Genomic DNA, 17,923 nt, shown 5'->3' with positions numbered 1-17,923 from the left:
ATCCGTTACGCCCGAAGTCGCAGACGTTGCAGCCAGGACGAAGTGGCGCCCAAGGCGTCACGCAATTGTCGGGCAGTGATGGTGCGTTCTGCCGGGTTGAAGCTCAGCGCGGTTCGCAGCGCGTGCCAGCCGTGCTGGGGTAGATTGGCTGGGGCGCGCAGTTCGCGCTCCAGGTGCTCGTCGCGGGCCTGGGTCGAGGGCAAGCGGCGGAACGGGTGTTTGCCGCCCGCCAGTTCATAGATCACGCAGGCCACGCCGTACACGTCCGCGCTGGCCGACAATGGTTGGCCCTCAAGCAGTTCGGGGGCGGCGTAGCCCGGGGTCCAGGCGTTGAAACGCTCGCGGCTCAGGTGCGGCAGACCGGGCAAGGTGCCCTCCTCTGCCTGTCCCAGACCGAAGTCGAAAAGGCGCAGGCCGTCTTCGCTGACCATGACGTTGCTCGGTTTCAGGTCACCGTGCAGCACGCCGCGACCGTGGGCGTAGGCCAACGTGTCGAGCAGCGGCAGGACGATGTCACGCAATTCTTGCCACGGCAGGCCGAGAGGCCGCTCGCAGAGCAATTTGTCCAGGGTCAGGCCACGCATGTATTCCATGGTGATGAAGGCCCGCTGGCAGTCGGTGTCGACTTCAAAGGTGTGCGCACGCACGACATTGTCGTGGCGCAGGCGTCGGGTCAGGGCGAACTCGCTGTAGAGCAAGGCACTGGCATCCGGCGATTCGGCAAATTCTTCGCTGAGGATTTTCAGCGCAATGTAAGGGTCGGGATCGCCGAACTGCTCATGCAGCAGATCCCGCGCCCGGTAAACAGCGCCCATGCCACCGGCCCCGAGCAGACGCTCGAGGTGGTAGCGACCGGCGAGTACATCCGGCAGCGCACCGATGCTGGCCTTGGTCGGCGCCAGCAACGGTTCGGCCTGGTTGCCCTTGGCGAAGGCGAAGTAGGTCAGGTTGTTGGCCTGTTCTTCGCTGATCAGCAGGTCATCGATGGGCGATTCGAGTTCACTCATTGGCGGATCACCACGGCAGTCAGGTTGTCGCGAGCGGCGCCCCGCAGAGCGCCGTCGAACAAACGTTCCAGCGCCACGTGCGGCGCGCTGAGGCTGAGGGCGTTGCCGAGGGCATCGCTGCTCAGGCCCTGATACAAACCATCGCTGCAGAGCAAAAACACATCGCCCGGGTAGACCTCGAGTTCAAGCACATCCAGGGTCAGTGTGTCGGCGGCGCCGACGGCTCGGGTGAGTGCCTGAGCCGCTGGGTGCGCTGCCGCCTGTTCGACGCTCATTTGCTGCTCGTCGATCAGCTGCTGTTGCAGCGAATGGTCCTTGGACAGCTGATACAGCCGCTGCCCGCGCCACATGTAGCAACGACTGTCGCCGGCCCAGATGCAGGCCGCGCGATTGCCTTCCACCAGCAGCGCGACGACGGTGCTGCCCATGATGCTGTCGTGGCGTCCGGCGGTGACGGTCAACTCCTGCCCCAAGCGCCGGTTCAGCCAGTGCAGGCACTGGCGGATGGCTTTGAGGCGTTCGTCGAAGTCCTCGTGTTGCGGCAACTCAGCCAGGCTGGCAACGATCAACTGGCTGGCGATGTCGCCACCCTGATGACCGCCCATGCCGTCCGCGACCACCCACAGCCCATGCTGCGGCGAGTCGAGGAAGGCATCTTCGTTGCGCGCCCGCACCTTGCCCGGGTCGGTACGCGCCGCGCTGCGCCAGGGACTGGCCACCAGCATCAGAGCTGCACCGGCATACGGAAGGTGCGCAACACGCCCATGTCGAACGGGTTCGGCGTGCGCTGGCTGGTCAGCAGGTAGTTGGCGCGCAGGCCGCCCACGTCGGCTTTCAGTACCAGCACGTCACGACCGTTCAGGTACTCGGTCTGCATCAGGTCGAACAAACGGAACAGCGACCATGGGCCGGAATTCTTCTCGATGCCGATCGGACGCCCCGCCATCTTGTCCATGACCAGACTGGTGCGACCGTCTTCAGCATCGGTCGGCCACTTGAAGGTCATTGGCAGGATCGGGCCGTGGCGGTATTCCATGGTCTTGTCGCCGAACTTGAATTCGGAACGGCTGACCGCCGGATCGAGGGTGTACGGCTCAAGCTTGAACTGCACCGTCGGCTCGGCCGGGTTGATCGAGAAGAAGCTCTGGCGAATGGTCTGCGCCGCCGCCATCTGATCGAGGTAGACCTTCGATACCGGCAGGCTGTGACCGTCGACGCTGCGCATGCGGTAGTTGCCCGGATCGCCGCTGACGAATGGACGCATGTAGCTGTCGAAGAAACGGTCGACGGTACCTTGAGCACGGAAGAACTCGCGGAAGTCGCTGATCGCCACATCGCTGGTGCTGCTGGCGCTGAACGGATAACGCTTGCTGATGGTTTTGCCGTACACGCTGTACAGCTCGTTCTGATAACGGCCGTTCAGGTATTGATAGGCATCGTTGAGCACGAGACGCCACGAGTCCTCGGCCAGCACGTTGAACCACACGCTCAGCGGACGCGGCAGACGACCGGAGGCATTGCGCAGGTTGGTCAGCGCATCACGCTGGCCGCTCATGCGCGTCTTGGCCATCTCGAACGCGGCTTGCTCCGGCGTGCTGGAACGGGCCAGACCGGCCAGTTGCAGTTGCAGGTCGTTGAGTGCGCTGAACGCTGGCGTCAGGTCGGCGCCCGGGCCGTTGTTGTCGTCGAGCAGACGATGCAGTGGTTCGAAGCGGCGTTGCAGGGATTTCTTCGCGGTGTCCGGCAGGTTCTTCGCCACGTTCAGCGCCGAAGCCTTGTCGGCGGCAGCGGCGGCGAGTTTGCCGACCTTGCCCAGTTTGCCTTTCTGTCCGGCCAGCGCATCGGCAGCTTCGCCGGCTTCATCGACCGGATCAGCCGCGGCTTCGAAGCGGGTGTTTTCACGCACTTCGGTGAGCAGCGCGAGGACCGGCGAGTTCGCCGAAGTCAGGCCCGCCAGTTGCTCGGCGCCTTCGCCAGCGTCGCTGATCGGTGGCAGTGCGACCTGGCCAACGGCTTCGCTCCAGTAGTTGGCGTAGTCGCGGAAGTACAGCTGCTCAAGCTCGACCATCAGGCGACGCAAATCCATGTCGCTGATGCCCGCGCCTTCGCCCAGCACCCAGTTGTCACGCAGGATGTCGGTGACCAGCGCCGCGCCCTGCACCGAGAAATACTGCTGATAACCCTGCTGGGTGTAGAAACCCGGGATCACGTATTCAGTGCCGATGAACAACGAACCTTGCGGGCCGAGGTGCTGGCTGAAGCGGTAGTCCGGCAGGTTGCGCGCCTGCTCGCGGAGCATGCGGTAAACCACGTTGGCCAACGATTCGCTGCGCAGGACCTGACGCGCCTGCGTCACCAGTTGATCGTTCAGCGGGTAGATGAACGGCTGCTTGAGCAAGCGCTCAAGGTGCGTGTTCAGACCATTCTGCACCGCAGTGTTACCGGTGTAGCGCTGCGACCAGTCAGTGGCGACCCAGTCCTTGAGCCACGCCGCGTCGCGACGATCCTTCATGTTCAGCATCAGGTACGCGCGCAGGCTGTTGAGCAGGCGATCGCGGTCCTTCATGTTGGCGCGGATCTGCCCCTCGAGCATGGTCGCCACCCGTGGCAGCAACTGCGCTTCCAGCTCACGCTCGTAGGCGGTTTTCACCACCGGGTTGATCTCTTCGCCCTGATACAGGCCGCCACGCTCGTGGTACGACACGTCGCTCTTGTTCGGGAACACCTGGGTCGCGGCGTAGCTGGTGTCGAGGACTTTCAGCACGCCCATGGCGTCATCGCGCGGCGTCACGGCCGAGCGTTGCTGGGTCCAGTTCTGCGCCAGCGTGCGCAGGTTTTCCAGACGCTCGTAGTTGGCCGAGAAACCACCGGCCCAGAGCATGCCGAACAGTGCCAGTGCCGCCAGTGCACCGACGTACAGCGCACGCTGGCCCCAATGAATGCGGCTGCGCTCGCGCTTGTCCAGACCGGCCAGATCGGCCTCGGGGAAAATCACTTGGCTGAGCAAGTGGTGGATGAACCGCGAACGGCCGCTGCGCAGAGTCGGCAGCACGCCGGCGTTCATGCCCAGGCTGGCGCCGATGCCGGCGGTGGTCGAATCCATTTCCTGAGTCAGGTGCGGTGCGCTGGTCAGGTAGAAACCGCGCAGTTGCGTGGCGCGCTGATAGCGGTTGCCGGTGAACGCCATGTCGACGAACAGGCACAGGCGCTCGCCGATCTGCCCGAGCTGATGCGGGAAGTCGAGGATGCGGCCACGGCGCTGAGTGTCGCGCTCGGAGTGCATGCGCATGATCACTTGGCTGTTCAGGCGGCGCAGCAGCTCTTCGAACTCGTTGCGCAGGACCGTGACGTCGGTGCCGACCTGATCCTTGCGGAAACTGGTGCCGAGCACCTGATCGCTTTCTTCGCGGGTCAGTTGGTCGAAGAACTCGTCGAAGCCGAGCAGCTTGTCAGCCTTGCTCAGGACCAGATACACCGGCACGTCGACGTGCAGCTTCTGATGCACGTCCTGCAAACGGCTGCGCACCTGGCGTGCGAGGGTTTCGATGTCCTGCTCGCTGCCGCCGGTGAGGGTTTCCACCGGAATGGTCACCAGCACGCCGTTCAACGGACGTCCGCGACGACGCTTGCGCAGCAGCTCCAGCAGGGTTGTCCAGGCGTTGCCGTCGACTTCGGCGTCCGGTTGAGTGGTGTAACGCCCGGCGGTGTCGATCAGTACACCGTGATCAGCGAAATACCAGTCGCAATGACGGGTGCCGAGGGTGTCGCGGGTCAGCTTGCGGTCGATCTTGTTGATCGGAAATTCCAGACCGGAAAAGTCCAGCAGGCTGGTCTTACCCGAGGCCTGCGGACCGATCAGCAGGTACCACGGCAAGTCACTGCGCCAGCGCTCGCTGCGACCGCGATACAGGCTCGACGTCTTCAGGGTTTTCAGCGCGTCCTTGAACCGCGCCTTCAACTCTTTCTGTTCTTCGTCGATCAGCTCTTCGCGGCGAATGCGGTCCTGACCGTCCTCGCTTTCTTCCTCGGCTTTCTTGCGGATACCCGCGCGCCAGCTGACGAAGACCATGGTCAGGCCCCAGATCAGGAACAGCACGCTGATGGTCAGCAGACGCGAGGTCGCGCTTTCCCAGAACTTGTAATCATCCACCGCCAACAACGGGCCGACGAACCACACCAGCAGCGCCACGAACAGCACCAGCAGCAGAGTCCAGACCCAGGTCTGGCGCAGGAAGGCGCCGACTTTCTTGAAAAACTTTTTCATCACACGTCCCTGTTTTACGGCTGCGCCTGCGGTTGCACCGCGGCTGGATCAAGCGGCTGATAAGGATGCAGAACGGTGTCGCGTTGTTCGCTCAGGACCCAGGCGAAGCCCGAATACATCACCACCAGACAGACCAGAGTAAAGAGCACCACCATCCACGCCGGCACGATGCGCACCAGGTTGCGGCGCTGATCGTTGAGGCCTTCCCAGTGCGGCGACAACTCGCGCGGCACGTCGCCACGCAACTGACGGATCTGCCGGTACAAGGCGTCGCGGATGCCTTCAAGCTCAAGCATGCCGCGCGCCTGCACGCGGTACTTGCCCTCGAAACCGAGGGACAGGCACAGGTACATCAGTTCGAGCATCGGCAGGTGCTTGACCGGGTTTTTCGACAGCCGATCGAGCAGCTGGAAAAACTTCTCGCCGCCGAAGGTTTCGTTGTGGAAGCTGCTCAGCAGGCTCATCTGCGACCACTCGCTTTCGTTGCCCCACGGCGTGGTCACGACGGCTTCGTCGACCACGGTGCAGAGCACGTAACGCGCGGCCATTACCTGGCTGCTTTCCGCACCGTTGTGCAGGGCGCGCACTTCGAACAACTTCAGCCCGGCGGTCAGCCGCTCATTCAGCGCGTACAGATCTTCGCGGGTCTCGCTGTGCTTGAGACGCACCACTTCCGAGAGCAGATCGGACGAAGCGGCGACCAGCGAGTTGAGGCTGATGTTGAACGCCTCCGCCGGACGCAGGCGCGCGGCGTAGATCATGCGTTCTTCCAGTTGCTCGAAACGCGGCGGCGCGGCGAAGTCGGTCAGCGGACTCGATGCCGGTCCGTGGCCCTGACGGTCGAGCAGGACGGTTTTGTCGTCCTGGTTGTAATCCGTTTCCTTGATCATGTCGGTCAGTTCCTGATGGCCCAGAATTTCAGTTCAAGCTCGGCGAATTCGCCGGACACGTGGAACGCGAAACCGCCGGAGCGCTCGAGTTGTGCCAGGTCTTCGGAACTGAGTTCGAGGATGAAATAGGTTTTGTTCGAGTGGAACGCGATCTGCCGTGGGGCCACCGGCAACGGTTTGACCTTGATCCCCGGCAAGTGCAGGTTGACCAGTTGGCGGATGCGCTCCACCGGGCCGACCTTGAGGTGCTGCGGCAAGCGCTGACGCAGTTCTTCGGAGTCGCAGTTGGCACTGGCTGCCAGCACGAACGAGGCCGAGCCGAGCAGTTTGTGATCGTGCAACGGCGAGACGATGATGCCGTACTGACGCGCCTGCAGCATCAGTTCGATGGCGTGCTGTTCGAGCACCATCGACAGCACCTGACGGATCGCTTCCATCAGTTTGCGAAAGCTCGCGCCCTGATCGGCGTGGGAATAGCGGCTGTCCAGACGCGGGCGTTTGCTCTCGCCGGAGAAGGTCGCCAGATCGCCGAGCATGGTCAGCAGCGTGCGGTACAACTCTTCCGGATGCACCTGCTCCAGACCCAGATAGTGACGCAGCAGCAGTTCGGTGCGGTTGATCAGTTGCAACATCATGAAGTCGCCGACTTCAGCGCCGCCGACCTTGCCGTTGGAGCGAATCCGCTCGGCGATGGTGTCGCCACGGTGGCTGAGCATGCTGATGACTTCTTTCAGGCACGACAGCAGATAACTCGAGGCGTGGGCCTGAATGTAGGTCGGGACGAAATCCGGATCGAGGCTGATCACGCCGTCGGGCGTGGTGTCGAGCACGTCGCAGATTTTCAGCTTCACGTAGGCCTGATCGCTCTGCTGCTCGCCGAGCAACAGTTTGAAATCCGGACGACCGCAGCTGACCTGACTGGCGGAATCATCGCCGGCGTTGGAGTCGGCGACTTCGGCGTCATACGCGGTGTAGCGCGCGAGCACGTCGGATTGCTCCGGGCGCCGGGCCTCGATGTGGTTGCCGGTGACCAGCGGCAGCGCCAGATAGATCGGCGTGTTGCCGGTGTTCGGCGGCACGTCCAGCGCCAGTGGCTCAGTGTTGCCACCGAGTTCGAACAGGCTGCCGTCCGGCAGAATCCCCGAGGCTTCACTGATCACCAGTTTGCCCATGTTGAGGAACTGCAAGTCGATTTCCAGATTGAGAAAACCCCAGGTGTAGCCACCGAGCAATTGCGTGCGGGTTTTCATCTGGTGATCGTAGTAGCGATCGTTGTGCTGGAAGTGCTGCGGTCGCAGCAGCATGCCTTCCTGCCAAATGACTTTATGGGTGTTCATGATCAGTCATCCGCCTTGGCGAGCACTTGTTGGGTGTTGCGGATACCGGCCTGATCGAGGGTCAGATCAGCCTCGGTGAGTTCCAGCGGAGTGATCTGCACGGTGTGGCGCCACTGGGTATCCGGCAGGTCGCGATAGGCGGCGAGGATGCCCACGTAACGGCTGCCCTCCTCCACGCTGAGTTTCAGTTCCACTGTTTCACCCGGGCGCAGTTCGAGTTCTTCGCTGGCCACCAGATCCGGGTTGAGGGATTCCTTGGCGCGCTCGTAGAGGCTGAAGAAATCAGCGTTCTCGAAGGTCACCGGGTGCTTGAGTTCGAACAGGCGCACGACGATCGGCGACGGCCGCCCGTTGAGGTCCGGATTGAGCTGATCGCTGCCGGTCAGCTTGAGGTTGATCTTGGTCACTTTCGAGTACGGCGACAGCGACGAGCAACCAGCGAGCAGCACCAGCACGGTGAGCGCAGTCAGCGTCTTGAAAAAAGCGGTCGAGCGGCGAGACATGCGCATCATCCTTGGTGGTCGGTGTGGAGGGTGGAGATCAGGCGGATCTGTTCTTCGTAGGCCTGGGCAAAGTCGCGGGCCAGCAGACGCTCGCTCCAGTCATCGTCCTGACGCAGTGCCTGGTGATAGCGGCCGAACGCTCTCCAGCGCCCACCCGATGTTGCAATCAATGGCTTGTTGTCGCGCTCGAAACGCAGGGTCAGCTGCTCTGGCGAGAAGTGCTCCAGCGTGCCGCGTACGGCAGCGCGACTGGCAGTCAGCAGTGCCACTTGGTGCGCCTGCAAATCACGGAATGCGCGGGAGATCGCCTGCTCGGCCGGCAGGTGCCCAGGCTTGCTTGGCTGCAACAGAATCTGTAGCGCTTCGCTCGGGTCGACGGCGAATTTCAGCGGGTTCTTGTTGGTGCCTTGCACGGTGGTCTGGGCCAAACGCAGCTCGTTTTTCAGCTCGGAGCGGGTGCGCAGGCTCTGCTGCAAACCGCCGATGCTCTGGCGCAGCAGGCGCGCAGCGTTCAGCGCCAGCGCTTCACGTTCGTCGTGGCTGAGGCCTTTGACGTCGACGCCCAGCGCCGCGCCGAAGTGCTCCCAGAATCCTTCGCTCTGACGCTCGACGGCTTTCGGTGCAGGCGCCGGCTCAGGTTCGACCGGGGCGGCAATTAGCTCCGGGACCATCAGGCTTTCCATGTCGATGCGCGCGTAGTCGGCACGCTGACGGGAATCTTCCGGCTTGGCGGTAGGCGACAGCAGTTCGTCGATTTCCGAGTACACGCGCTCTTGCTGTTCGAGGGCGTTGAGCGGGTCGAGGTCGAGGAACGCGTCGTCCGGAATGATGCTGCCAGCGGCGCGCGGGCGGCCGACTTCGCCGTCGAAGGTCGCCGGATCACGAACCAGCCGCGCACGGATCTCGAAGTCGCCGAGAATGTAGGTGCTGCCGTGCTCGATGCGCACCGGCTCGCCCTTGTGCAGGCGTGCGCCACTGCTGCCGTCCTGGACACCGTTGCTGCTGGTGTCGGTGAGGAAGAACGAGCCCTCGCGGTAGCTGACAATCGCGTGATGATTGGACAGGTGCCGCTTGCGGTCAGGGATGATCCAGTCGCAGTCCTCGCCGCGCCCGATCACGCCGCCGGCCTGCTTGAAGGTCCGCTGGCACAGCTCGGTGGGCACGAACTGCTTGGTGTTCAGCATTTCGAAAACCAATTCCATGTTTGATGCTCCTTGCGGTCACTTGCCGCGATTGACCGCTTGCGGATCACCCAACGGGCGATAGTCGTTGTCGTTGAATTTGTAATTGCCGCTACAGCCGCCAAGGCCGCATAGAACGACGAGGGTCAGCAGGACAGCGTGCCAGTGACGAACAGACATCAGAGGGTCTCCAGGTGTAGACAAAGCACAAAGCGCCGACCCTTGCGGGCGGCGCTGAAATAAGTTTTTGAGGTGGGCTCGAAGCCTCTAGATCGGGGCCTTGAGCCATAGCCTGGAGGTACGGCGACCTCCCGTGGCGAGGGGACTTGTCCCCGTTGGGGTGCGCAGCGCCCCCATAACCTGCCAGCGCGATTTCTCAGTGAAACCGTATGTACCGGACTGCGACTGCTGCGCAGCCGAACGGGGATAAATCCCCTCGCCACAGGGTATGTGTTGGGTTCGAAGAAGTGCTGTAGCTCAACCATCAAAGTCACCCAAATTGATATTCAGGCGCCCGAGGCGGTACAGCAACGTGCGCCGCGGCAGGCCCAGTTCGCGGGCGGCGAGGGTCTGGTTGCCGTCGTTCTTGCGCAGACAATCGAGGAGCAAAGTGCGCTCGACTTGCTCCAGGCGTTCGCGCAGATTCAGGCCGCTGTTGTCCTCGGGCATCGCTTCCAGGCGCAGGGAAAAATGCTCGGCGAGCAACTCGCCACCCTCGCAGAGCAACACCGCGCGCTCGACCAGTGCCTTGAGTTCGCGAACGTTGCCGGGGAAGGTGTAACCGCACAGATGCTCCAGCGCCGAATCCGACCAGCGCACCGGATCACGCTGCAGAAAGGTGCAGGTCTTCTCGGCGAAATGCCGGGCCAGATCGAGGATGTCGCCTTCGCGCTGACGCAGGGCCGGCAGCTCGATCGGGAACTGCGCGAGACGGTAGTACAAGTCCTCGCGGAACTTGCCTTCGCTGACCAGTGCCGCCAGATCACGGTGCGTCGCGGCGATGATGCGCACGTCGATCTTGTGCGTGTCGTTGGAACCCAGCGGACGAATCTCGCCTTCCTGCAACACACGCAGAATCTTCGCTTGCAGCGACAACGGCATGTCGCCGATTTCATCGAGCAGCAACGTGCCGCCATTGGCCGCGTCGAACAGCCCTGCGCGATCTCGATCGGCGCCGGTGAAGGCGCCTTTGCGGTAGCCGAACAGTTCGCTTTCCAGCAGGTTTTCCGGGAACGCCGCGCAGTTCTGCACGATGAACGCCTGGGAGCGACGCGGGCCGCAATCGTGGATCGCCCGCGCCACCACCTCCTTGCCGGTGCCGGTCTCGCCACGCAACAGCACGGTGTACGGGCTGTGAAGGATCTTGCTGATCAGCGAATAGGTCTGGCGCATCGCCGCGCTTTTGCCGATCAGGCCGTAGCCGCTGATGCTCGGCACGCTGCGTGTGGCGGTGGCCGATTCGGCGGCTGGCTGACGCAGGCGTTGCAGCAGATGCAGTTGGCCGAGCACGAACGAGCCGAGCTGGCCGAGGGAGTCGGCGAAACCCTGCAAGTCAGTGCGACGACGACTGGCACACAGCAACAAGCCCTCGACCGACTTGTGCTGATTGACCAGCGGCACGCACAACAGCGACTGCCACGGCGTGCTCGCCGCCGGTAGAAAACTGGTTTCGTGCAGGCTGCCGGTCAGGTCGTCGAGGCACACCACGCGGTTCTGGCACAGGGCGAATTGCAGCAGTTGCTCGCCGTTGTAATCCGCTGGCAGGCTCGCCGCCTGACGCGGTTGCAGCGCACCGTCGAGGCACTCGGCGTTCATCCCCAGGCAAGTGTGGGTGGCATCGAGCAGATACAGCTGCGTCAATTCACAGCCGCTCAGCTCGGCCAGGCCACGGACGAATTCACCCAGCAGCGCAGCACTGTCCGCCGCGCGCGAAAGACTGGCGAACTGCGCCAGCAACGCTTCGGCATAGACCAGCGGCTGCGGCACCTGAGTGAACATCACGCCCACCTCAGACGAACTCGCAGGTCACGCTGGAGTTGCCGTCGAGCGTGGCATGCACACGCTTGAGGCTTTCGCCGGTCGCCATCGCATCAAGCAAACGATCGGCCACCAGCGGCAGCACGTGTTGATCGAGCAGATGATCGATCAGGCGCGCGCCGCTTTCGCTTTGTGTGCAACGCTCGGACAGGTGATCGACGAGGTTCTGGCACCAGCTGAACTCCAACTGACGACGGTTCAGGCGCTCGCCGAGACGGCCGAGTTTGATCTCGATCAGCTCGCGCAGCACCGGGCCGCCCACCGGGTAGTACGGCACCACTTTCATCCGCGCCAGCAGCGCCGGTTTGAAGTGTTTGCTGAGTACCGGACGAATGGTTTCTTCGAGCACTTCGGCGGTCGGCCGCGCGCCGTCTTCGCAGAGTTCGCTGATCTTGTCGCTACCGAGGTTGGAGGTCATGAGGATCAACGTATTGCGGAAGTCGATTTCGCGACCTTCGCCATCGTTGGCCACGCCTTTGTCGAAGATTTGGTAGAACAGGTTGAGCACGTCCGGATCAGCCTTCTCGACTTCATCGAGCAACACCACCGAATACGGCTTCTGGCGCACGGCTTCGGTGAGCATGCCGCCCTCGCCGTAACCGACGTAGCCCGGTGGCGCACCGATCAGGCGCGAGACGGTGTGCTTTTCCTGGAACTCGGACATGTTGATGGTGGTGATGAAGCGGTCGCCGCCGTACAACAGGTCTGCAAGGGCCAGCGCGGTTTCGGTTTTGCCGACACCGCTCGGGCCGACCAGCAGGAACACGCCGACCGGTGCATCAGGCTTGTTCAGACCGGCAGCGGTCGCGCGCATCGAACGATCCAGCGCGTGCACGGCTTGCTCCTGACCACGGATGCGTGTGCGCAGGTCGGTGGCGAAACTGGCGACCTTGGCGTTGTGCTCGCGGGCCAGTTGCGCCAACGGCACGCCGGTCCAGGCGCTGATCACTTCGGCAACCAGACGCGGGCAGACTTCGAAGCTGACCAGGCGTTCTTTGACTTGCGCGGCAGTCAACGCGGCGTGGGTTTCATGCAGCTGAGCTTCCAGAGCTTCGACGCTCTGGCCTTCTTCGACTTCGGCGACCACAGTTTCAATCACGGTGCCTTCGGCGTCTTCTTCCACGCTGACGGTCGGCTCAACAGCTGCAGCCTCGCGGGCCTTGGCCAGTTGCTGACGCAGTTCCAGCAGACGCTCGGCGAGCTCTTTCTGCTCAGTCCACAGGGTCTCGAGCGCAACCATCTCGCTTTCGGCTTCGTCCAGCCGCGCTTCCAGCGCCTCCAGCGCTTCGTGGTCGATCAGCAGACCGGCCTCGGCATCGCGGCGCAGGGCCTGACGCTGGCGGCCGCCTTCAGCCAGTTCGCCACGCAGGCGCTCGAGGCTTTCCGGGGCCGCAGCGAGGCTGATGCGCACGCGGGCGCACGCGGTGTCGAGGACGTCTACAGCCTTGTCCGGCAGTTGCCGACCGGCCAGGTAACGCGCAGACAATTCAGCAGCGGACACCACCGCGTCATCGCGCAGGTAGATGCCGTGGCTCTTCTCGTAGACCTGAGCCAGACCACGCAGAATGGTCACCGCTTCGCTGACGGTCGGTTCGTGCAGTTGCACGGGCTGGAAGCGACGCGCCAGCGCCGGGTCTTTCTCGAAGTATTTCTTGTACTCGGCCCAGGTGGTGGCAGCGATGGTGCGCAGTTCGCCACGGGCCAGTGCCGGTTTCAGCAGGTTGGCCGCGTCGGAACCGCCGGCATTGCCGCCCGCGCCGATCAGGGTGTGAGCTTCGTCGATGAACAGAATGATCGGTTTTGGCGAGGCTTTGACCTCATCAATCACGCCTTTCAAACGACGCTCGAATTCACCTTTGACGCTGGCGCCGGCCTGCAACAGGCCCATGTCCAGCGACAGCAATTCAACGCCTTTGAGTACCTGCGGCACTTCACCGGCAGCAATGCGCGAGGCGAGGCCTTCGACGATGGCGGTCTTACCGACACCGGCCTCACCGACGACGATCGGGTTGTTCTTGCGCCGACGGGCAAGGATGTCGACCATCTGGCGGATCGCGCCATCGCGGCAGAGCACCGGGTCGAGTTTGCCGTCGCGGGCCTGTTGGGTCAGGTTGTGGGTGAAGCGCTGCAACAGCGATTCGCCCTGTGCGGCCGGTTTGCCGTTGGCCGCCGGTTGCTCCTGTTGCGACAGGGCAAATTCTTTCAGGCGATCAATGTTCAGTTTGGCAAGCAGCGGTTGATAGCGGCTGCCGGCATAACGCATCGGGTTGCGCAGCAACGCCAGGATCAGCGCCGCGTCTTCGACCTGGGTCTGGCCCAGTTCGAGGTTGGCCACCAGCAGTGCGTCTTGCAGCCATTGCACCAGTTCCGGGGCGAACACCGGGTTGCGCGAAGCACTGTGCTCGACCCGCGACTGCAATGCAGCGGTCAGTTCACCGGCGTCGACGTCAGCATCTTGCAGCGCGCGCGACAGCAAGCCGTTCGGGCGCTCGAGCAAGCCCAGCAGCAAGTCTTCGACGAGGATCTTGCTGCCGCCACGGGCGACGCAACGCTCGGCCGAACGTTCCAGATCACGACGGGTTTCGGCGTCCAGCGCCTGGATGAGTTGTTGCAGGTCTACGTTGATCATGGCTCACGTCCTTAATGAATTTTGCTGCCCAGGGTTACCACGCCGTCCGCTTTCTCGCGTCCCAGCCAACTGGTCCAACCGAGGCGACAGGCGTTCTGCTCACCGATGCGCAGTTCGCGGATTTCTTCCTGGCGCAGGACCAGGCGAATGTCGTAATCGAGCGGGTCACGCAAGGTGAACCGCACCAGCGCGCAGAGCGGCTGGTAGCCGAACCCGATCGGCAGGAATTCATGGAATCGCTGCCAGTCGAGTTCGGTGATGTGAATGCGGAATTTGCCGCTGCGGTCGCGCACGTGCTCGCCCAGCACCAGGTCTTCGCCGAGTACGCTGTTGGCGCGGCCCAAACGATTGCGCTGCTCGTCGAGAATTTCCACGCGGCGCTCGATGCACTGCTCGATGACCAGGTCTTCGTGCTTGAAGTAGTAACGCAGCACGGCTTCGATCAACGCCGCCGAGTGCGCCCGCAAGCTGAGCAAACCGAGGTACGGCAGCAGGCGTTTCCAGTTGAGTTCCTTGGCCTTGCGGATCTCGTCGCCGCCCAGGCCGATCAGCGCAAAGAGTTGCGCCGAGAACGGGTCGATCGCGCCGCTCTGGAAGCTCGCGCGGTAGCGGTACTTGCGCCAGATCGGCAGCATCAGTCGTTGCAGGCGATGGTGGAACAGGTCGAGGAAATTGCGCGTCGGGTTGCCGTCCTCGCTGTCGCCCAGGGCTTGTTCGCCATAGAACGCTGGCAGCGGCGAACCGGAGCCGACCAGGCCGATCAGGTTGAAGCGCATGCGCGCGCGCATCTTGCCGTGCTCTTCGAAAAACTCGACGCGATCGACGTCGCTGCGCGGAAAGCCCAGGCTCGGGTTGGCCTGGAACTCGACCTGGTCGTACAGATCGTCTTCGCTCAGATGCGGGTGTGCCTCGCGCAGCCGGTCGATCACCAGCAGCACGGCCTGAAACAGCGAGTACTCGCGTATTACCTTGGTCAGCCCGCTTAAAGCAGGGGCTGCAGGCCCATACGTGGTGTCCATTGGTACACCTCTCCCTGTGTGCTTTTTACCCGCAGTTCATGGAATGAATTGAGACTGGCGTAAAGCGCGAAAAACTCGTTGAGAACCGAAGCGAAGACGAACAGGTCGCCTTCGCCGATATAGCCTTCCGGGTCGATGGTCAGTTCGGTGCGCAAACCGCGCACCGGCAGACCGCGATGCAGGCGGTCGACGTGGTGATGCTTGATGTGCTTGAGGCCGCCGAGCAGGCGCTTGCTGACCTTTTCCGCGTGCTGGTCGTAGTAGCGAGGCAGGTCGTAGGTTTCCAGAATCACCTTCAACGCATTGACGTCCGCCAGCGACAGATAGTTAAGCGACATGTTGCTGATCAGCTTCCACAGGAAGTCACGGTTCAGCGGCGGCGCGAAACTCGGAGTGGCCGGGGTGATGTTGCGGAAACTGAGGAATTCCGGGGTCTGCTCGCTGGCCATGCAGATGTCGCCGAGCTTGAGCTTTTTCGGCAGGTTCTGGTTGGTGCACATCAGCTCGATCGACAGGGTTTCGTGGGCTTCGGTGTGGCGGATGCCGAAGCTCAGGTAAGTGTCGAGGCCGTCATGCAATAAGGACGAACGCTGGCGAATGCTGTAATGCGGACGGCTGTTGGGCACGTCGAAACTCGGGTCGTGCTCGAAGGACTCGAACGGCACGTATTCCTGATAACCGAGACCGCCGGGCTTCCAGCCAGTGACGGTTTCCACCGAGAACACACCGCAGTTCTCCAGGTCGTATTCCGCCGGCAGCAACAGGTACTCGTCCTGCTTGCCATCGAGACGGATCGGCAGCGCGTCGTGCTCGAACAGATTGACGATCGGCGTGCAGAACAGCTTCACGTTATCGAGGGTCGGACGCATGCGCATGATGCCGCTCTTGCGGATGTCGAAGCGCAGTTCGAGACCACGCATCTGCTTGAGCGTGTCTTCCGGCAGCGCCTTGAGAATGTCCAGACCGTTGACGTCGACGAACAGGAACTTGTCCTGGAAGGCGAAATATTCCTGCAGGTAGCGATAGCCACGGAAGGTGTTCAGCGGATACGGAATCAACGCTTCTTCTTCGGCAAAGCCCACTGGTTTGACCCGATCACCGGGAATCTTGAACGCCATCGGTTTGCCGCTGACGCCATCAATCGGCTTGCCGGCGGCGTCGAGCGGGATCAGCTCGATGCCTTCGAGGTTGCGCAGCAGGCTCAGATACAGCATCTGGCTGATGTAACGCTCACCGGCAAAGTGCAGGCGCAGCTTGCTCAGTTCCAGTTCGCCGAGGTGGCCGTCGGCGCTCATTTCCAGACGCAGGCTGAGCAGCGAACCGTCGCCCTTCACCGAGTAATTCAGCGCGGCAAGATCCAGCGGCAAGACTTCGGTCGGATAGCAGGTGCGGAAGCGGCAGCGCACGTCTTCTATCGGCTTGCTCTCGATCGGCGTATCGCGCTCAACCAGCAGCGCCGGGCCGGAACGCTTGAGCGGATCAAACTGCAAAATGCTGAACGCCGGCAGCGGGCGCATGTAGTTCGGCCACAGCAACTGCATCAGCGAATGGCTGAGCTCCGGCAGTTCGTCATCGAGCTTCTGGCGCAGGCGCCCGGTGAGGAATGCAAAGCCTTCGAGCAACCGCTCTACATCCGGATCCCGCCCGGCCTGCCCCAGATACGGCGCCAGCGCCGGACTACGCTCGGCGAAACGGCGACCGAGCTGGCGCAGTGCGGTGAGTTCGCTTTGGTAGTAGTGGTTAAAGGACATTTCTGGCTGCCTGGGTATTGATTCGTTTGATTTGAAAAATTAATCGACCAAAAGCACTAATAGCGGAAAACGAAAAAAATCATTTCGCACCCCGGGCCAACAAAAACCTTTCAAACTTGCCGGCCACCAATATCGCCAGCGTAGTAAGTCCGCCTGTTAGAACGATATAGGCCAACGCTCGAACGGGATAAAGCGGCAGCAGATAAACCAATATCAAGGCCACCATAAAAAACACAACACACAACTTAAAACGTCGATTCGGAATTACAGCAACGAGCAAATTAACAAAAATGAATAAGTAAAAAACCATATACATGGCAATTCCAATGGAAGCACCACGGGACGTTAACCCGCCGAATAAAAATTTATAGAGAGAAACACCATAGTAATTAACAACGACGTAAATTACGCAGGTAAAAAAATGGACGAGCAAGCTCCCAGCTATTCTCGTCATCATCTCTTCCACTCTCCGTACGTATCTACAGAGCCCTGCGTAATGAAGCTTTTCAACTTCTGGTCGGAAACGCCGAGATAAACCGTGCTCGTAATTACTTTCTCGCGATAGCCCATTCGCCCCACAAATACTTTTACCGTTTCCGTACGTAGATCAAAGTTCTCGGAGGCCCACAAAGCACCGCGCAGCACCATGTAGTTATCGTATTCATTGGTTTTGTCCTCCTTCGGAAATATAGGAAGACCATCGCCATACTCCATGCCGGTTTCAACGGTTTTCTTGATAGCCGTTTCCACGGACTTGGTTTCCTCCAGATATAACCGGTATGTATCGGTAGCGAATGGTATTTGCCCTACACCGTCAGCCCAGTAAGGTTCGCCCTCGATCATGACCAACAAGAATCCAGAACCGCCCTCCGGACTGTTTTTCCAATCACCCGGCATTTTAGCGGCGAAGCTAATCGACATTCTGTCAACAGCTGCAAACTTGGCAATTTCCGCCCAAGTAAATTGTTTATATGCATTGTATGCATCGGTGCCAGCGACTTTGGACTCGGGATTTATCCAAGATTTTTCCCGATAATTATCAGCTAACGGCTCAAACCACTGAATGGCTTCCGCATACAGTTTTTCGGCCGTCATGATTCTGAACTGTGCATCTGTCGCATTCGGCTTTACCGCGAAGAGAGGCACGCCATTGCCTCTAGTTATCAGCCACATACTTGGCAAAGGAAGCTTTTTCGGCTCTTTATCCTCGCTAGGCGTAGTTTCGCCTTCAATTTTCAACTCCGTTTTACCATCGGAGGTCTCGAAAATATGTGCGATGCCATCGATAACAATAGAGGTTTCCAC

The 17,923-nt window shown here is 61.4% G+C and carries 14 protein-coding genes; all 14 read right to left on the bottom strand.

Annotated elements, in window-relative coordinates; translation table 11 throughout:
* Positions 1 to 5 precede the first annotated feature (5 nt).
* The gene (locus J2Y39_RS16055; RefSeq protein ID WP_310218734.1) at positions 6 to 1,007 is read right to left on the bottom strand and encodes a serine/threonine-protein kinase; all 1,002 of its coding nucleotides are present in this window, start codon (positions 1,005 to 1,007) and stop codon (positions 6 to 8) included.
* Positions 1,004 to 1,732, bottom strand: coding sequence for a PP2C family serine/threonine-protein phosphatase (locus J2Y39_RS16050; RefSeq protein ID WP_041476618.1), 729 nt, complete (start codon positions 1,730 to 1,732; stop codon positions 1,004 to 1,006). Before J2Y39_RS16050 ends, J2Y39_RS16055 begins: the two co-directional genes overlap by 4 nt.
* Positions 1,732 to 5,271 carry a type VI secretion system membrane subunit TssM gene (tssM, locus tag J2Y39_RS16045; RefSeq protein WP_056790861.1) on the bottom strand — a complete coding sequence of 1,180 codons (3,540 nt, stop codon included), beginning with the start codon at positions 5,269 to 5,271 and terminating at the stop codon, positions 1,732 to 1,734. The genes J2Y39_RS16050 and tssM overlap by 1 nt, the downstream gene beginning before the upstream one ends.
* A 14-nt stretch (positions 5,272 to 5,285) precedes the next feature.
* On the bottom strand, positions 5,286 to 6,161 hold the full coding sequence (gene icmH, locus J2Y39_RS16040) for a type IVB secretion system protein IcmH/DotU (RefSeq protein WP_016772511.1): 876 nt from the start codon (positions 6,159 to 6,161) through the stop codon (positions 5,286 to 5,288).
* Between the two features lie 5 nt (positions 6,162 to 6,166).
* The gene (tssK, locus tag J2Y39_RS16035; protein ID WP_256807612.1) at positions 6,167 to 7,498 is read right to left on the bottom strand and encodes a type VI secretion system baseplate subunit TssK; all 1,332 of its coding nucleotides are present in this window, start codon (positions 7,496 to 7,498) and stop codon (positions 6,167 to 6,169) included.
* Between the two features lie 2 nt (positions 7,499 to 7,500).
* On the bottom strand, positions 7,501 to 8,001 hold the full coding sequence (tssJ, locus tag J2Y39_RS16030; protein ID WP_016772509.1) for a type VI secretion system lipoprotein TssJ: 501 nt from the start codon (positions 7,999 to 8,001) through the stop codon (positions 7,501 to 7,503).
* 5 nt (positions 8,002 to 8,006) lie between these two features.
* Positions 8,007 to 9,203 carry a type VI secretion system-associated FHA domain protein TagH gene (tagH, locus tag J2Y39_RS16025; protein ID WP_056790868.1) on the bottom strand — a complete coding sequence of 399 codons (1,197 nt, stop codon included), beginning with the start codon at positions 9,201 to 9,203 and terminating at the stop codon, positions 8,007 to 8,009.
* Between the two features lie 18 nt (positions 9,204 to 9,221).
* Positions 9,222 to 9,362, bottom strand: a complete 141-nt coding sequence (locus tag J2Y39_RS16020; RefSeq protein ID WP_003229566.1) for a hypothetical protein — start codon at positions 9,360 to 9,362, stop codon at positions 9,222 to 9,224.
* 297 nt (positions 9,363 to 9,659) lie between these two features.
* Positions 9,660 to 11,180 carry a sigma-54-dependent Fis family transcriptional regulator gene (locus J2Y39_RS16015; protein WP_039757340.1) on the bottom strand — a complete coding sequence of 507 codons (1,521 nt, stop codon included), beginning with the start codon at positions 11,178 to 11,180 and terminating at the stop codon, positions 9,660 to 9,662.
* A 10-nt stretch (positions 11,181 to 11,190) separates the two neighbouring features.
* On the bottom strand, positions 11,191 to 13,848 hold the full coding sequence (gene tssH / locus J2Y39_RS16010; RefSeq protein ID WP_024014823.1) for a type VI secretion system ATPase TssH: 2,658 nt from the start codon (positions 13,846 to 13,848) through the stop codon (positions 11,191 to 11,193).
* Positions 13,849 to 13,859: 11 nt separating this feature from the next.
* Positions 13,860 to 14,867 (bottom strand): type VI secretion system baseplate subunit TssG, encoded by a 1,008-nt coding sequence (tssG, locus tag J2Y39_RS16005; RefSeq protein ID WP_056790879.1) that lies wholly within the window; start codon positions 14,865 to 14,867, stop codon positions 13,860 to 13,862.
* Positions 14,831 to 16,618 (bottom strand): type VI secretion system baseplate subunit TssF, encoded by a 1,788-nt coding sequence (tssF, locus tag J2Y39_RS16000; RefSeq protein WP_056790882.1) that lies wholly within the window; start codon positions 16,616 to 16,618, stop codon positions 14,831 to 14,833. Before tssF ends, tssG begins: the two co-directional genes overlap by 37 nt.
* 79 nt (positions 16,619 to 16,697) lie before the next feature.
* On the bottom strand, positions 16,698 to 17,075 hold the full coding sequence (locus J2Y39_RS15995; RefSeq protein ID WP_056790885.1) for a hypothetical protein: 378 nt from the start codon (positions 17,073 to 17,075) through the stop codon (positions 16,698 to 16,700).
* Positions 17,072 to 17,923 (bottom strand): hypothetical protein, encoded by an 852-nt coding sequence (locus J2Y39_RS15990; protein WP_095181221.1) that lies wholly within the window; start codon positions 17,921 to 17,923, stop codon positions 17,072 to 17,074. The genes J2Y39_RS15995 and J2Y39_RS15990 overlap by 4 nt, the downstream gene beginning before the upstream one ends.

The organism is Pseudomonas sp. 2957, from assembly GCF_031456345.1.
Taxonomy (GTDB): domain Bacteria; phylum Pseudomonadota; class Gammaproteobacteria; order Pseudomonadales; family Pseudomonadaceae; genus Aquipseudomonas; species Aquipseudomonas siliginis.
This window is presented reverse-complemented; position numbering and strand designations above follow the sequence as displayed.

Excerpts from the sequence above, each read along its gene's own strand:
- J2Y39_RS16055 (WP_310218734.1), bottom strand. The coding sequence starts at position 1,007 with ATGAGTGAACTCGAATCGCCCATCGATGACCTGCTGATCAGCGAAGAA.
- J2Y39_RS16050 (WP_041476618.1), bottom strand. The coding sequence starts at position 1,732 with ATGCTGGTGGCCAGTCCCTGGCGCAGCGCGGCGCGTACCGACCCGGGC.
- tssM (WP_056790861.1), bottom strand. The coding sequence starts at position 5,271 with ATGAAAAAGTTTTTCAAGAAAGTCGGCGCCTTCCTGCGCCAGACCTGG.
- icmH (WP_016772511.1), bottom strand. The coding sequence starts at position 6,161 with ATGATCAAGGAAACGGATTACAACCAGGACGACAAAACCGTCCTGCTC.
- tssK (WP_256807612.1), bottom strand. The coding sequence starts at position 7,498 with ATGAACACCCATAAAGTCATTTGGCAGGAAGGCATGCTGCTGCGACCG.
- tssJ (WP_016772509.1), bottom strand. The coding sequence starts at position 8,001 with ATGTCTCGCCGCTCGACCGCTTTTTTCAAGACGCTGACTGCGCTCACC.
- tagH (WP_056790868.1), bottom strand. The coding sequence starts at position 9,203 with ATGGAATTGGTTTTCGAAATGCTGAACACCAAGCAGTTCGTGCCCACC.
- J2Y39_RS16020 (WP_003229566.1), bottom strand. The coding sequence starts at position 9,362 with ATGTCTGTTCGTCACTGGCACGCTGTCCTGCTGACCCTCGTCGTTCTA.
- J2Y39_RS16015 (WP_039757340.1), bottom strand. The coding sequence starts at position 11,180 with ATGTTCACTCAGGTGCCGCAGCCGCTGGTCTATGCCGAAGCGTTGCTG.
- tssH (WP_024014823.1), bottom strand. The coding sequence starts at position 13,848 with ATGATCAACGTAGACCTGCAACAACTCATCCAGGCGCTGGACGCCGAA.
- tssG (WP_056790879.1), bottom strand. The coding sequence starts at position 14,867 with ATGGACACCACGTATGGGCCTGCAGCCCCTGCTTTAAGCGGGCTGACC.
- tssF (WP_056790882.1), bottom strand. The coding sequence starts at position 16,618 with ATGTCCTTTAACCACTACTACCAAAGCGAACTCACCGCACTGCGCCAG.
- J2Y39_RS15995 (WP_056790885.1), bottom strand. The coding sequence starts at position 17,075 with ATGATGACGAGAATAGCTGGGAGCTTGCTCGTCCATTTTTTTACCTGC.